Source organism: Streptomyces sp. NPDC037290, from assembly GCF_055603245.1.
Window position 1 is genome coordinate 49214 of the sequence record NZ_JBVJVZ010000016.1, and the last position, 15438, is coordinate 64651.

Below are 15438 nucleotides of genomic sequence, written 5' to 3' on the forward strand. Positions count from 1 at the left end.
CGTCTGGCAGCAGGCGGGCCTTGCCGTATCCGAGGTGATTGCGGAGGATTCCGGGTGGGGACCGGGGCCCCCGTGCCGGAATCGGCAGGGGCGGACCGCTACCCGGAGTAACAACAGGAGACAGCGATGTCCCAACAGGCTCACCCCCTTCCCGAGGCAGAGCCCGAGACCCCGCATCTCGACTTCGCGGGTACGACGCCGTACGAGGACTACGTCAAGGCGGACGTGCTCACCCACCTCCAGCACACCCTCTCCGACGACCCCGGAGAGATGGTCTTCCTGGTCACGACCCAGGTGATGGAACTGTGGTTCACGGTCATCGTGCACGAGTGGGAGACCGCGGCGAACGCCCTGCGCTCGGACGACGTACCGGCCGCGATCGCCGCACTGAAGCGTTCCGTACGGGAGCTGGAGGCGCTGAACGCCTCCTGGAAGCCGCTCGGCCAGCTGACCCCGGCGCAGTTCAACTCGTACCGCTCCGCCCTCGGCGAGGGCTCCGGCTTCCAGTCGGCGATGTACCGCCGCATGGAGTTCCTGCTCGGAGAGAAGTCCGCGTCCATGCTCGTCCCGCACCGCGGCGCCCCCCGCGTCCACGCGGAACTGGAGAAGGCCCTGCACGAGCCGAGCCTGTACGACGAGGTCGTCCGCCTCCTCGCCCGCCGCGGCCATCCGGTCCCGGCCTCGGTCCTGCGCCGGGACGTCTCCGAGCGCTACGAACCCTCGGACGCCGTGGAGGCGGCCTGGACCGCCGTCTACGCGGGCGACGAGAGCGATGAACTCGCCCGGCTCGGCGAGGCGTTGACCGATGTCGGCGAACTGGTCTGGCGCTGGCGCAACGACCACCTGGTCGCCACCCGCCGCGCGATGGGCGCCAAGGCCGGCACGGGCGGCTCGGCCGGCGTGGCCTGGCTGGAGAAGCGGGCCCGCAAGAACGTCTTCCCGGAGCTGTGGACGGCGAGGTCCCATGTCTGAACTCACCGTGCAGGCCGAGAAGCTGGACGCGGCGGACGAACTGGCGCCGCTGCGGGACCGCTTCGTCCTCGACGACGTGGTGTACCTGGACGGGAACTCGCTCGGCGCGCTCCCCGCGAACGTCCCCGGCCGCGTGGCCGACGTCGTCCGCCGCCAGTGGGGCGAACTGCGCATCCGGTCCTGGGACGAGAGCGGCTGGTGGACGGCGCCGGAGCGGATCGGCGACCGGATCGCCCCGCTGGTCGGCGCGGCGGCCGGACAGATCGTCGTGGGCGACTCCACCAGCGTCAACGTCTTCAAGGCGCTGGTCGCGGCGGTACGGATGGCGGGCGAGGAGCGCACCGAGATCCTCGTGGACGCCACCACGTTCCCCACGGACGGCTACATCGCCGAGTCGGCGGCCCGCCTGACCGGCCGCACCCTGCGCGCGGTGACCCCGTCCGAGGTCCCGGCGGCCCTGTCCGGCCGTACGGCGGTGGCCCTGCTGAACCACGTCGACTACCGCACCGGCCGCCTGCACGACCTGCCGTCCCTGACGGCCGCCGTCCACGCGGCGGGCGCGGTGGCCGTGTGGGACCTGTGCCACAGCGCCGGCGCACTGCCGGTGGGCCTGGACGAACACGGCGTCGACCTCGCGGTCGGCTGCACCTACAAGTACCTGAACGGCGGCCCGGGTTCACCGGCGTACCTGTACGTCCGCAGGGAGCTGCAGCCCCGCTTCGACTCCCCGCTGCCCGGCTGGAACTCGCACACCGACCCCTTCGGCATGAGCCCGTCGTACACCCCCGCGCCAGGCGCTCTGCGCGGCCGCGTGGGCACCCCGGACATCCTGTCCATGTTGGCCCTGGAGGCGGCGCTGGACGTCTGGGACGACGTCTCCGTCTCCGCGGTCCGTGCCAAGTCCCTCGCGCTGACGGACTTCTTCCTGCGGTGCGTGCGGGCGTACACCGAGCCCGGGCGGGTCGAGTGCGTGACCCCGGAGCGCCACGAGGAGCGCGGCAGCCAGGTCGCCCTGCGCTGCCCGGACGCCGGTGAGGTGATGAAGCGCCTGATCGCCCGGGGCGTCGTGGGCGACTTCCGCCATCCCGACGTCCTCCGCTTCGGCTTCACCCCGCTGTACGTGAGCTTCGGCGAGACCGAGCGGGCGGCCCGGATCCTGGCCGAGGAACTGGCGTAGCGGGGAGCGGCCCAGCGAGGTGCTGGGGGTGGGGCCGGGCCGCCCCGCCCCCGGCGCCGCTCTCCGTTCACCCCTGTGTGCAGAACCGTTTAGTCTCACCCTGCGTGACATCCCCGTGTCCCCGCACGTCACCGGCCTGATACCGTCCCCGCCAACGGCGCACGACACGGCCCGTCAGGTCACCGGTCTCATCCGGTCCCCTCCGGTCCGTCGGACGCCGGACGGGTTCCCTCGCTGAGAGGTTGGAGCATGCCGGACGACGCCGCAGCGGCCCGCGCCGCCGCCGAGGAGGAGTCGGCCTTCTCGCACCCCCCGGTCGACCCCGACGCCACCTCCGCGTACGGCAGCCACCCGGACCAGGTGATCGACTTCTACGCCCCCCGGACCGCCCCGGACTCCCCGGCCCCGGTCGTGGTGGTCCTGCACGGCGGCGCCTGGCGCGCCCCCTACGACCGCCGCCACATCACTCCCTTCGCGGACTACCTGGCCCGCAGGGGCTTCGCGGTGGCCAACGTCGAGTACCGGCGCGGCGGCGATCCACTGATCCCCGGGCAGCACACGGGGGGTCAGGCGGGGGACCAGGTGGATGATCACCTGGGTGGCGCCGCCCCCGTGGCGGGCCGCTGGCCCGACACCTTCGACGATGTCGCGGCCGCCCTGGACGCGCTGCCCGCCCTGGTCCGCGAGGTGCTCCCGCAGGCCGACCCGCGCCGCACGGTGCTGACGGGCCACTCGGCCGGAGGCCACCTCGCCCTGTGGGCCGCGGCCCGCCATGTCCTGCCCGTGGGCGCCCCCTGGCGCACCGACCAGCCGGCGGCGCTGCGCGGCGTGGTCGCCCTCGCCCCGATCGCGGACTTCGAGGTCGCGGAGAAGCTGGAGGTGTGCGGCCACGCGAGTCTGCAACTCCTCGGCGGCCCCGACGCGTTCGCCGGGCGCCGCCCCTGTGCCGACCCCGTCCTGCTCCTGCCGACGGGCATCGCGACGACGCTCGTCCAGGGGCGTACGGACCTGGTGGTGCCGCAGGCGGTGGCCGAGTCCTACGCGGACGCGGCGGCGAAGGCCGGGGAGGTCGTGGGTCTGACGCTGCTGGAGGACGCGGGCCACTTCCCGCTGATCGACCCGGCGGCGGACGCGTGCGCGGTGGTGGCGGAGGAGATCGCCCAACTGGCCTGGTAGCCGGCACCCGGTGATACCCGTAGTACCTGAGAGCTACCCCGCAGGACAGCTCCCTGGAGTGACGCAGGCGACAGCCCCCGATCCCTAACTTCCTTGTCAGAGAAGCCCGATGGCCGGGCGATCTGAGAGGAACCCGCCCATGGGGCCCGCCGACCACCCGACCTCGACCGAGACCCAGACCCACCTTCCCGGCATCCCGCAGTCGCCTCGAACCCGGCCGGAGGCCGGGGGCCCACGCACGAACCCGCACCCGGGCCCCGACGGCGCCCACCCCTCCCACCGCCCAAGAAAATGGCTGCGCACCCTCCTCGCCACCCTCCTCACCGCAGCCATAGCCGCCCCCCTCGCCGGCGCCGCCCGCCCCCAGATCCCCGCCCCCGCGCCCGCCACGCTCCCCCCGCTCACCGCGGCCACCCTCCCCACCACCTACGAGACCAACCGAGCCGACGCCACCCGGGCCGCCCACATGGCCGCCGCCCACGGCGACGCCCACCGCGCCACCGCCGACCAGGCCCTCGCCTCCCCGTCCCGCCACCTCCTCACCTTCGACGGCCGAGGCGCAGGCCAGGCCACAGAGGTCCTCGGCGACCTCGCCCACGCCGACCACATCGCGATCCTGGTCCCCGGCTCGGACACCTCCCTGGACACCTACGCCCGCTTCCACCGGGCGGCCACGGCCCTCTACGCGGACCTCACCCACCGCGCCCCCCACCCCACCCGCGTCGCCGTCATCGCCTGGCTCGGCTACGAGACCCCGGCCACCGTCAGCACCACGGTGGCCACGCCGGCCCGCGCCGACGAAGCGGCCCCGCATCTGCGCGCCTTCGTCCGCCACATACGCGCGGCGACGCCGGCCCACACGCACGTCTCCCTGCTCTGCCACTCCTACGGCTCGGTCGTCTGCGGCCGCGCCGCCCCCGGTCTGGACGCGGACGACATCGCCCTGGTCGGCAGCCCCGGCACCGGCGCGGACTCGGCCGCAGCCCTGCACACCCGCGCCCGCGTCTGGGCGGCCCGGGGCAGCGCCGACTGGGTGGAGCACGTTCCGCACGTCCGCGTCCAGCTCTTCGGCACCACCCTCGGCCTCGGCACCGACCCCCTCTCCCGCGCCTTCGGCGCCCGGGTCTTCGACGCGGCCGGCGCCGACCACAGCGGCTACTTCACCCCGGGCTCGGCCTCCCTCGCCAACCTGGCCCGGATCGCCCTAGGCGAGACCTCGGAGGTGACCCGTGCCTGAGCAGCCCGCACACACCCGCCGCACCGTCCTCCACCCCCCGCGCACCGCGCTGCCCACCGCCCTCCACGTCCTGCGCCGCGCCGCCCACCGGATCGACAGCGCCACCCCCGTGTCCCGTGACCGTGCGATCGACGCCCTGCGCGCCCTCGCGATCCTCGGTGTCGTCCTCGGCCACTGGCTGGTCACCGCGCTGGTCGCACAGGACGGCGGTCTGCACACGGCGAGCCCGCTGCAGCACATGCCCTGGCTGGCCCCGGTCTCCTGGCTCTTCCAGACACTGGCCGTGTTCTTCCTGGTGGGCGGCCATGTGGCGACGCGCAGCAGGGCCTCGGCCCGCGACAGAGGCGACACCTACGCGTCCTGGCTGCGCGCCCGCCTGACCCGTCTTCTGCGCCCGGTGGCCGCGTTGCTCGGCCTGTGGTCGGTGGCGGCCGTGACCCTCCTCCTCACCGGCACACCCCTGTCCACGATCTACACGCTGCTCAAGCTGGCGCTGTCCCCGCTGTGGTTCCTCCTGGTCTTCGCCGCGCTCACGGCCGTCACCCCCCTCGTCGCGCGCCTCAACCCCCTCTGGCCGCTCGCCGTCGTCCTGCACGTGGACGTCCTCCGCTTCGGCCTGCACCTCGGCCCGTCCTGGCTCGGCTGGCTGAACCTGCCGGCGGGCTGGCTGGTCCCCTACACGCTGGGTGCCGCCTGGGCGCGGGGCGAGCTGAACAGCCGCCGCTCGGCCTGGACCCTGCTGCTCGGCGGTACGGCGGCCACGGCCCTGCTCGTCAGCTGCGCGGGTTACCCGGCGTCCATGGTCGGCGTCCCCGGCGCGGCGGTGTCCAACCTCAACCCCCCGACGCTCGCGGCCGTCACCTTCGGCCTGGCCCAGTGCGGCCTCGCCCTCCTGCTCCGCGACCGCCTGCGCCGCGCCATGGCCCGGCCCCTGGTCTGGGCGGCGACCGCCTTCGTCAACCTCTCCGCGATGACCATCTTCCTCTGGCACCAGACGGCCATGATGGCCACCACGGCGACGGGCCTCCTGGCCGGTCGCCTGCCCGGCCTGCACACCTCACCGGACTCCGTCTCCTGGGTGGCGTCCCGCCTGCTCTGGCTCCCGGTCTTCGCCCTGGCCCTGGCCCTGTGCTGGACGGCCTTCCGGCACCACGAGCAGGGCCCCCGCCGCCCCCGAAACCGTAGGTCGCACGTGGTCCGACGCCATGTACCGCCAGCGAGGTCCCCGCACCATGCCTAGAGTTACGTCCGTGATGTCCGCGGAACCCGGAAACCCGGCCGGCCAACCCGGCGACGCCCCGCCCGTGACCTCACCTACCTCCCCGATCCCGGCCGAGGACGAGCCCGGCCCGGCCACTCCGTCCCGTGCCCGCCGCGTCCGCGCCTGGCTGGGCGAGAACCCGTCCTCCCAGTCACCCCCGTTCTCGAAGTACCGCTGGCTCCGTCTCCTCACCTACCTGCTGACCTTCTACGCGGCGCTGGCCATCGTCGGAGCCGGCGCCGAAGAACTGTCCGGCACCTACGGCCTCACCTTCGGCGTCTCCGTTCTGTGCACCTCCCTCCAGGCCGCCGCCATGGTCCTGGCCCTGTGGCGCCCCGTCCCCGGCTGGGCCCTGTCGCTGGCAGGCGCCACCGTCACCGCACTGCTCGCCCGGCAGCAGCTGCTAGCGCCCCTGCTTCGGCTGTCCGGCCCCAACTGGCCTTGGTCCACGCCGGTTCTGCTGGCCCACATGGCCGTGCTGCTGCTGCTCGCCCTGCGCGTCCGCGTCCGCGGCACCGTTGCCGCACTCGGCGCCACCGCCCTGGTCACCGTGGTCATCGAAGGCGTCATAGGAGCGGCGCGCTACTCCCCGACGGGGAACGCAGCCGTCGGTCTGTTCGCCGTAGCCGCCGTCATCGGCGCAGCTCTGCGCGGCCGCAGCGAGGCCCGTACCGAACTGGTCCAGCAGACGACGATCACCGCCGAGGAGCGGGCCCGCCGCACGCTCCTGGAGGAGCGCAGCCGTATCGCGCGCGAGCTGCACGACGTGGTGGCCCACCACATGTCGGTGATCTCCATCCAGGCCCAGGTGGCTCCGCACCTGGTGGAGAACCCCACGCCGGAGCTGAAGGAGAACCTCGCGGGCATCCGCAACAACGCCCTGGAGGCCCTGACCGAGCTGCGCCGTGTGCTCGGCGTCCTGCGTTCCGAGACCCCGGACGATCCGGGGTCCGCCGAGGACGCGCCCCTCCTGCCCGCCCCCGGCACCGGCGCGGCCCCGGATGCCCCGCAGCCGAACCTCTCCCGTCTGGACGCCCTGCTCGAGAACACCAGAGCGGCCGGCGTGGACGTCGTGAAGGCCGAGGAGGGCGACCCCCGTGGCTACCCGCCCGGGGTGGAGCTGTCCGCGTACCGGATCGTCCAGGAGGCGCTGAGCAACGTCCTGCGGCACGCGCCGGGGGCGAAGGTCCGGGTGGACATCGCCCACTTCCCCCACGGCATATACCTGAGCATCACCAACTCCCGCCCCAGCCGTCCGGTCCAGCCGTCCCCCGGCAGCGGTCACGGCCTGCTGGGCATGCGGGAGCGCGCGGCGATGCTGGGCGGAAGCGTCGAGGCGAAGCCGACCCGGCACGGCGGCTTCATGGTGACGGCGTCCCTCCCCCGCGGCGGCCCCCCGCCCCCGCCCAACCCGCCCCCGGCCGATCCGTCCCCGACAGGAGAACAGACCCCATGACGAGTGGCGCCGGCACCATCCGCGTACTCATCGCCGACGACCAGGAGATGGTCCGGCAGGGCTTCACCGTGCTGCTCAACACCCAGCCCGGTATCGAGGTGGTCGGGCAGGCGGTGGATGGGCGCGACGCGATCGCCCGGACTGCGGAACTGGCCCCGGACGTGGTGCTGATGGACATCCGGATGCCGGAACTCGGCGGTATCGACGCCACCCGCCTGATCACCGTCGACCATCCCGCCGTCAAGGTCCTGGTGCTGACCACGTTCGACCTGGACGAGTACGTGTACGAGGCGCTGCGGGCCGGGGCCTCCGGCTTTCTGCTCAAGGACGCCTCCGCGGAGAAACTGGCCGAGGCGGTACGGGTCGTGGCCGCCGGCGACGCCCTGCTCGCGCCCGGCATCACCCGGCGCCTCATCGCCGAGTTCTCCCGCCTGGACGGCAGCCCCCGGGCCCCTCTCAAGCAGCGCGTGGGTGACCTCACCGAACGGGAGACGGAGGTCCTGGCGCTGATCGCGCAGGGGCTGTCGAACGCGGAGATCGCCGAACGGCTGGTCGTGGCCGAGCAGACCGTGAAGACGCACGTGGGCCGGATCCTGGTGAAACTGGGCCTGCGCGACCGCACCCAGGCGGCGGTCTTCGCCTACGAGTCCGGCCTGGTCCGCCCCGGCGGCCGCTGAGACCGCAGGGTCCCGCCCGCCCCCTGCAGACCCGTAGTACCTGAGAGGGACCCCCGAGGACCCCTCCGCAAGGTGACGACCGGGACCCCCGCCCCCGCCTACCGTTGCGTACGTGACCCAGACGACGCACACGCAGACGACACCGCCGGGCCCGGCCGGCCGGCCGCGCAGCCCGGAGTTCCGGCTGGCCGCGGACGCTTTGCGCGGGCTGTGGCAGGACCTCTTCCAGGGCGCTTTCGCCTACCGGCCGATGCCCCCCGCCTCCGTGGACGGCCCGCTCGCCCGCCGGCTGCCGGCCCGCATGAGGCAGCGCGCGGCCTGGGCCCCGCATGCGACGGTGGCGGCAGCGGGCGTACTGGCGGCGCTGGTCGGCCTCGCGGACGGCGGTCCCGGGCTCGGTGCCCTGCTGCTCGCGCTGCTGGCGCTGATCCCGGTGCTGCTGACCCTGGTGCGTCCGGTGGGGGCGTTCTGGCTGTCGTTCGTCGCGACGACGGCCACGGCGATCACCGGCACCAGCTGGGACACCTGGCCCTGGCTGCCGAGCAGCCTCATCTCCCACCTGGTGGTGCTCACCGTCGTGGCGGCCCGCACCCGCCCGCGCACGGCGGGCTGGATGTGGCTGCTGACCGCGGTGTACGGCTTCTGGGCCGACGCGCTCTTCGGCTGGCAGCACTACGACACCGATGTGGGCCCCATGCTGTTGCTCTCCGCGCTCATCCTGCTGGCCGTCACGATCCGGCACATACGCCGTCAGGCCCAGCGGGAGGTGACCGCCCAGCAGACGGTCACCGAGCACGAACGCTCCCGCCGCACCCTCCTGGAGGAGCGCACGACCATCGCCCGCGAACTGCACGACGTGGTCGCCCACCACATGTCGGTGGTCGCCATCCAGGCGGAGGCCGCGCCCTATCGGGTGGAGAACCCGCCGGAGGAGCTGGAGAAGGCGTTCGCCACCATCCGGGAGAACGCGGTGGCGGCCCTCACCGAGCTGCGCCGGGTCCTCGGAGTGGTCCGCGCCGAGGATTACGCGGCCCCGGACGCCCCGCAGCCGACCCTGGCCGACCTGGACGGGCTGCTCGCCAATGTGCGGAAGGCCGGTCTCACGGTGGACAAGGCGGTGACCGGCGCGGTGCGCGAACTGCCGCAGGGCGTGGAGCTGTCGGCGTACCGGATGGTCCAGGAGGCCCTCAGCAACACCCTGCGGCACGCGCCGGGAGCGAGCGCCCGTGTGGAGATCGGTTACGTCCTCGGCGGCCTGGGCCTGCGCATAGTCAACGGCCCGCCGCCCGCCCCGCACCTGATAAAGCCCTCCCCGGGCGCCGGGCACGGCATCACCGGCATGCGGGAGCGTGTCTCCATGCTGAACGGCGAGATGACGACGGCCCCGACGGAGGACGGCGGTTATGAGGTGACGGTGTTCCTGCCCGTTCCGGCCGCCGGCACGGCGATCGAGGGTGAGGAATGACCATCCGCGTACTGATCGCGGACGACCAGATGATGGTCCGCGAGGGCTTCTCGGTGCTGCTGAACGCGATGCCGGACATCGAGGTCGTCGGCGAGGCCGTCAACGGAAGGGAGGCGGTGGCACGGGTCCGTGAACTGACCCCCGACGTCGTCCTGATGGACATCCGCATGCCCGAGCTGAACGGCATCGAGGCGACCCGGGAGATCGTGGCGGCGGACGCGGCGGCGAAAGTGCTGGTCCTGACGACCTTCGACCTGGACGAGTACGTGTACCAGGCCCTGCGCGCGGGAGCCTCCGGCTTCCTCCTGAAGGACGCCTCGGCCCGCCAACTGGCCGACGGGGTACGGGTGGTGGCGGCCGGTGAGGCGCTTCTCGCCCCCTCGGTCACCAAGCGTCTGATCACGGAGTTCTCCCGGATGTCGGACACCCCTCGCCTGATGCCGGCGGCCCAGGGCGCCTACGGCGAGCTGACGGAACGGGAGACGGAGGTCCTGGTCCTGATCGCCCAGGGCCTGTCGAACGCGGAGATCGCCGGGCGTCTGGTGGTGGCGGAGTCGACGATCAAGACCCATGTGAGCCGCATCCTGGTGAAGCTGGGCCTCAGGGACCGCACCCAGGCAGCGGTCTTCGCCTACGAGGCCCGCCTGGTGACGCCGGGCTGACCGCATGCCGGGTCCTGCCGCCGCGGGCCACGTCCGTCTTCGCCGGTGGACACTCGTCGGCGGAGCCCCCTGGTCAGACACGGGTACGGCGGGTTAGCGTCCCCGCATGTCCGGCTCCGGTGATCCGACCTTCGACCCCTGGGACCCGGCGTTCGTCGCCGACCCGTACCCGGCCTACGCCGAGCTGCGCGCCCGTGGCCGGGTGATCCGGTACGAGCCGACCGATCAGTGGCTGGTGCCGCACCACGCGGACGTCTCGGCGCTGCTGCGGGACCGCCGGCTGGGGCGGACGTATCAGCACCGGTTCTCGCACGAGGAGTTCGGGCGGACCCCGCCCCCGCCGGAGCACGAGCCGTTCCACACGCTCAACGACCACGGGATGCTCGATCTGGAGCCACCGGACCACACCCGGATCCGGCGCCTGGTGTCGAAGGCGTTCACGCCGCGCACGGTGGAGCGGCTCAGGCCGTACGTCGACGGCCTGGCGAGCGACCTGGTGGCCGCGCTCGTCCACGAGGGCGGCGGTGATCTGCTGACCGACGTGGCCGAGCCGCTGCCGGTGGCGGTGATCGCCGAGATGCTCGGCATCCCGGAGGGGGACCGTGCGCAGCTGCGGCCGTGGTCGGCGGACATCTGCGGCATGTACGAACTCAATCCGTCCGAGGAGACGGCGGCGCGGGCGGTGCGGGCGTCGGTGGAGTTCTCGGAGTGCCTGCGCGAGCTGATCGCGGCCCGCCGCAAGGAGCCGGGGGAGGATCTGATCTCCGGGCTGATCGCGGCGCACGACGAGGACGACCGGCTGACCGAGCAGGAGATGATCTCCACAGCGGTGCTGCTGCTCAACGCGGGGCACGAGGCCACGGTCAACGCCACGGTGAACGGCTGGTGCGCGCTGTTCCGCAACCCCGGCCAGCTGGCCGCCCTGCGCGCCGACCACTCCCTCGTCCCCACGGCGATCGAGGAGCTGATGCGCTACGACACCCCGCTCCAGCTCTTCGAACGCTGGGTGCTGGACGACATCGAGATCGACGGCACGACCATCCCGAGGGGCGCGGAGATCGCCATGCTCTTCGGTTCCGCCAACCGCGACCCGGCGGTCTTCCCCGGCCCGGACCGGCTGGACCTCACCCGCGAGGACAACCCGCACATCTCCTTCAGCGCGGGCATCCACTACTGCATCGGCGCGCCCCTGGCCCGTATCGAGCTGGCGGCTTCCATGAGGGCCCTCCTCCAGCAGGCTCCGACGCTGAGTCTGGCGGCGGAGCCGGTGCGCAAGCCGAACTTCGTGATCCGGGGACTGGAGGGGCTGAGCGTCACGGTGGCCTGACCATGCGACGGCGAGGACCCCGGGGCACCCTCAGCGTTCCTTGGTCTCCTCCAGCACGGTCCGCCCCAGCAGCGCGTACCGCTCGGGAGAGCGCCGCTTGAGGTACTGGGCGTAGCCCACGCCGGTCGCCGCGACCAGGGCGACCAGCCACGGTGTCGCCTTCAGCACGATCGATCCGGACTCCGGCCCGGCCGCCGCACCCATGTTGGACACCAGCAGCACCACGACGGCGAGCATCGCCACACCCCCCACGAGCGGCGCGGTGAAGGTGCGGAACCAGTGGCGGCTGTCGGGGTGGTGGGAGCGGAAGTACGCGAGCACCGCGAAGGAGCACACCGCCTGGACGACCAGAATGGCCATGGTGCCGAGGATGGCGAGCAGCACGTACGTGCCCGTGTACGGGTCCTTGCCCGCGATCCAGAACGCGGCGATCAGCACGGCGCTCACCACCGTCTGCACCAGGCCGGCGATGTGCGGGGAGCCGTGCCGGGCGTGGGTGCGGCCGACGGTGTTCTTCAGTGACGGCAGCACGCCCTCCCTGCCCAGCGCGTACAGATAGCGGGCGGCGCAGTTGTGGAAGGCCATGCCGCAGGCCAGCGAGCCGGTGATCATCAGCCACTGCATGACGTCGACCGCCCAGTGGCCGACATAGCGCTCGGTGGGGTTGAAGAACATCGCGAGGGGGTTCGCGGAGGAGGCCGCCTTCACTGCCTCGGTCTCGCCGTTGCCGATGATGGCCATCCAGGAGACGAAGATGTAGAAGACGCCGACGCCCAGGACGCTGATCATCGTCGCCTTCGGGATGATCTTCTTCGGGTCGCGGGACTCCTCGCCGTACATCGCGGTCGACTCGAAGCCGACCCAGGACCAGAAGGCGAAGAAGAGCCCGAGCCCGGCGGAGGTGCCCTTGAAGGCGTTGACCGGGTCGACCGGCGCGAAGGTGAACCCGTGCGGTCCGCCGCCGTGGAAGGCGACGGACACCGCCATGGCCGCCAGCACGGTCACCTCGGTCGCCAGCAGCGCCACCAGCAGTTTCTCGGCGACGCTGACCCCGAACCAGGTGCCGGTCGCGTTGATCGCGAGCATCAGGACCGCGAAGGCCCACCAGGGCACGTGCAGGCCCGTCTGGTCCTTCAGGGTCGTCGTCGCGAAGGTGGAGAAGATTCCGATCAGGGCCGGCTCGAAGACGACGTACGCGAAGGTCGCGAGCAGCCCGGAGGCGAGACCGGCGGTGCGCCCGAGCCCGTAGGAGATGAATCCGTAGAAGGCGCCGGTGGACGTGATGTGCTTCGCCATCGACGTGAAACCCACGGAAAAGATCGCCAGGACGACCATTGCGACGAGATAGCTCGCGGGCGCCCCGATCCCGTTGCCGGCCGACACCATGAACGGCACGTTGCCGGTCATGGCGGTGATCGGCGCGGCGGTGGCGACGGCCATGAACACCACCCCGAGCAGGCCCACGGCGTTCGGTTTCAGCCGGTGAACCGCTTCGTCGTCCGCCGTGCCCGCCGCCGGGGCAACGCCCTCGTCCACTGCCATCGGGTGGCCCCCTCCGTGTCGCGTCCCTGAGTCCTGGTGGGTCCTGATGGAGCAGGATGGTGGACGACAGGGGGGCACGGGAAGGGGTCGACGCGGTTAAATATTTGTCACCAGACCATTGAGTGGGTTCGGGTGGGGCCTTACGCCGGGGGCAGCACCAGGCCCCAGGCGTCCTCCAGCACCCGCCAGGTGCGCCGCCGTACCGGCCCCGCCACCGCCGCGTCCGCCCGGTAGCGGAAGTCCGCGCCGACCACCGTCACCGTCCGTCCGGACGTTCTGAGCGGCGTCGCCTCCGCGCCCACCGACAGCGGTCGCACCTCCACCTCGGCCATCGCGCCCGTGCCCGGCGCCACCGACACCGCCTCCACCGGCTGGCCCAGGTCCACGACCGTCTCGCCGTCGACCTCCACCCGGAGGCGGGAGGGGCCGGGCGAGGGCACGGCGGGCAGCCGGGCCGGGCGCGGGGCCAGGGTGCGGACCAGGGAGCGGTACCAGGTCCGGCCGGAACCGACCGGCACCGGCGCGGCGGCGGCCGCCCGAACCGGCTCGGGCGGAATGCCCAGCGCGCCCAGGACGACCCCGTCGCTGTCGTCGACCAGCAGGTTCAGGCGCCGCTCCGCCCCCTCCAGGACCGCGCGCGCCGCCGCCACGGCCCCGCCCGGCACGCCCAGGGACCGGGCGACGGACGTCTCACCCACCGGGACCACCGACAGCGCGCATCCGGCCAGTTCCCGCTGCCGGTGCAGCAGGGTCACCGCCCGCACCAGCGCGTGGTCGTCACCCACGACCACCGGCCGTCTGGACCCCCGCCGGCCCAGCGCGCGGGCGAATTCGTCCGGCCCGTCCGGCAGGCACACCTTGGCGGCCGCACCCGCGCTGAGCACGTCTTTCGCGATGCGTACGGACTCCCCGTCCGCCTGCCGTGCCGCCGGATCGATGATCACCAGCAGCTGATCGGACGTCGCGAAAGTCGCCACCTCGGTCCTGCCTCGCTTCCTCGGGTAGCATCTTTGTGCAAGAGCCCCTTGCGCTATTGCGCCAGGGGCTTCGTCTATTCCGGGGCATCCGGTCCGACGGTTGTGCGACCAACGGCGGTCGCTGTGGCACGCGGCGGTGAACCTTACGCCCACGCCCCCGACCATGGACATGCCCCGCCCGGAAGGGGTGTACGCGCGTGCCCGCACTTGTGCTGCTCGGTGCTCAGTGGGGTGACGAAGGCAAGGGAAAGGCGACCGACCTGCTCGGTGGCTCGGTGGACTATGTAGTGCGATACCAGGGCGGCAACAACGCCGGCCACACGGTCGTCGTCGGCGACCAGAAGTACGCACTCCACCTGCTCCCTTCCGGAATCCTGTCTCCCGGTTGTACGCCGGTCATCGGAAACGGCGTCGTCGTCGACCCGTCGGTCCTGCTCTCCGAGCTGAGCGGTCTGAACGAGCGTGGCGTCGACACGTCCAAGCTCATGATCAGCGGTAACGCGCACATCATCACGCCGTACAACGTGACCGTCGACAAGGTGACGGAACGCTTCCTCGGCAAGCGCAAGATCGGCACCACCGGCCGGGGCATCGGCCCGACCTACGCCGACAAGATCAACCGCGTCGGCATCCGGGTCCAGGACCTCTACGACGAGTCGATCCTCACCCAGAAGGTCGAGGCGGCCCTCGACGTCAAGAACCAGATCCTCACCAAGCTGTACAACCGGCGCGCGATCGCCGTGAACCAGGTGGTCGAGGAGCTGCTGGGCTACGCCGAGCAGATCAGGCCGTACGTCGCCGACACCGTGCTGATCCTGAACCAGGCCCTGGAGGACGACAAGGTCGTCCTGTTCGAGGGCGGCCAGGGCACGCTGCTGGACATCGACCACGGCACGTACCCCTTCGTGACGTCCAGCAACCCCACCGCGGGCGGTGCCTGCACCGGCGCCGGCGTCGGACCGACGAAGATCAGCCGGGTCATCGGCATCCTCAAGGCCTACACGACCCGCGTCGGCGCCGGCCCCTTCCCGACCGAGCTGTTCGACGAGGACGGCGACGCGCTGCGCCGGATCGGCGGCGAGCGGGGCGTGACCACCGGCCGTGACCGTCGCTGCGGCTGGTTCGACGCGGTGATCGCCCGGTACGCGACCCGGGTGAACGGCCTGACCGACTTCTTCCTCACCAAGCTGGACGTCCTGACCGGCTGGGAGGAGATCCCGGTCTGCGTGGCGTACGAGATCGACGGCAGGCGCGTCGAGGAACTGCCGTACTCCCAGACCGACTTCCACCACGCGAAGCCGGTGTACGAGACGCTGCCCGGCTGGTCCGAGGACATCACCAAGGCGAAGACCTTCTCCGACCTGCCGAAGAACGCCCAGAACTACGTCAAGGCGCTGGAGGAGATGTCCGGCGCCCCGATCTCCGCGATCGGCGTGGGCCCGGGCCGGGACGAGACGATCGAGATCAACTCGTTCCTGTAGGGGATCCACGACCGTGTGTTCCGGTGGA

At 72.3% G+C, this 15438-nt stretch carries 13 protein-coding genes; 11 read left to right on the forward strand and 2 right to left on the reverse strand.

Features of this window, described 5'->3' with window-relative positions:
- The first annotated feature begins 126 nt into the window (after positions 1 to 126).
- From ACZ7HQ_RS35480 to ACZ7HQ_RS35525, 10 genes are all read left to right on the forward strand, one after another.
- Positions 127 to 972: a tryptophan 2,3-dioxygenase family protein gene (locus tag ACZ7HQ_RS35480; protein WP_470999038.1), complete on the forward strand. Its 846-nt coding sequence runs from the start codon at positions 127 to 129 to the stop codon at positions 970 to 972.
- Complete coding sequence (gene kynU, locus ACZ7HQ_RS35485; protein WP_470999040.1) at positions 965 to 2149, forward strand: kynureninase; 1185 nt, start codon at positions 965 to 967, stop codon at positions 2147 to 2149. Before ACZ7HQ_RS35480 ends, kynU begins: the two co-directional genes overlap by 8 nt.
- Before the next feature lie 249 nt (positions 2150 to 2398).
- Positions 2399 to 3325 (forward strand): alpha/beta hydrolase family protein, encoded by a 927-nt coding sequence (locus ACZ7HQ_RS35490; RefSeq protein WP_470999042.1) that lies wholly within the window; start codon positions 2399 to 2401, stop codon positions 3323 to 3325.
- 139 nt (positions 3326 to 3464) lie between these two features.
- Positions 3465 to 4562 carry an alpha/beta hydrolase gene (locus tag ACZ7HQ_RS35495; protein ID WP_470999044.1) on the forward strand — a complete coding sequence of 366 codons (1098 nt, stop codon included), beginning with the start codon at positions 3465 to 3467 and terminating at the stop codon, positions 4560 to 4562.
- Positions 4563 to 4632: 70 nt separating this feature from the next.
- Positions 4633 to 5802, forward strand: a complete 1170-nt coding sequence (locus tag ACZ7HQ_RS35500; RefSeq protein WP_470999185.1) for an acyltransferase family protein — start codon at positions 4633 to 4635, stop codon at positions 5800 to 5802.
- Positions 5803 to 5866: 64 nt separating this feature from the next.
- Positions 5867 to 7279, forward strand: a complete 1413-nt coding sequence (locus ACZ7HQ_RS35505) for a sensor histidine kinase (protein WP_470999046.1) — start codon at positions 5867 to 5869, stop codon at positions 7277 to 7279.
- Positions 7276 to 7956, forward strand: coding sequence for a response regulator (locus tag ACZ7HQ_RS35510; RefSeq protein WP_470999048.1), 681 nt, complete (start codon positions 7276 to 7278; stop codon positions 7954 to 7956). The genes ACZ7HQ_RS35505 and ACZ7HQ_RS35510 overlap by 4 nt, the downstream gene beginning before the upstream one ends.
- A gap of 112 nt (positions 7957 to 8068) precedes the next feature.
- A complete protein-coding gene (locus ACZ7HQ_RS35515; RefSeq protein ID WP_470999050.1) occupies positions 8069 to 9421 on the forward strand; it encodes a sensor histidine kinase in 1353 nt (450 codons plus the stop codon).
- Positions 9418 to 10083: a response regulator gene (locus tag ACZ7HQ_RS35520; RefSeq protein ID WP_470999052.1), complete on the forward strand. Its 666-nt coding sequence runs from the start codon at positions 9418 to 9420 to the stop codon at positions 10081 to 10083. The genes ACZ7HQ_RS35515 and ACZ7HQ_RS35520 overlap by 4 nt, the downstream gene beginning before the upstream one ends.
- A 106-nt stretch (positions 10084 to 10189) precedes the next feature.
- Positions 10190 to 11410, forward strand: coding sequence for a cytochrome P450 (locus tag ACZ7HQ_RS35525; protein ID WP_470999054.1), 1221 nt, complete (start codon positions 10190 to 10192; stop codon positions 11408 to 11410).
- Between the two features lie 30 nt (positions 11411 to 11440).
- Here the strand turns inward: ACZ7HQ_RS35525 and ACZ7HQ_RS35530 are convergent, their stop codons facing one another.
- Positions 11441 to 12952 (reverse strand): APC family permease, encoded by a 1512-nt coding sequence (locus tag ACZ7HQ_RS35530; RefSeq protein WP_470999056.1) that lies wholly within the window; start codon positions 12950 to 12952, stop codon positions 11441 to 11443.
- Between the two features lie 140 nt (positions 12953 to 13092).
- Positions 13093 to 13929 (reverse strand): diacylglycerol kinase, encoded by an 837-nt coding sequence (locus tag ACZ7HQ_RS35535; RefSeq protein ID WP_470999058.1) that lies wholly within the window; start codon positions 13927 to 13929, stop codon positions 13093 to 13095.
- 197 nt (positions 13930 to 14126) lie between these two features.
- Between ACZ7HQ_RS35535 and ACZ7HQ_RS35540 the strand changes: the two genes are divergently transcribed.
- On the forward strand, positions 14127 to 15410 hold the full coding sequence (locus tag ACZ7HQ_RS35540) for an adenylosuccinate synthase (RefSeq protein ID WP_470999060.1): 1284 nt from the start codon (positions 14127 to 14129) through the stop codon (positions 15408 to 15410).
- The last annotated feature ends 28 nt before the right edge of the window (positions 15411 to 15438 follow it).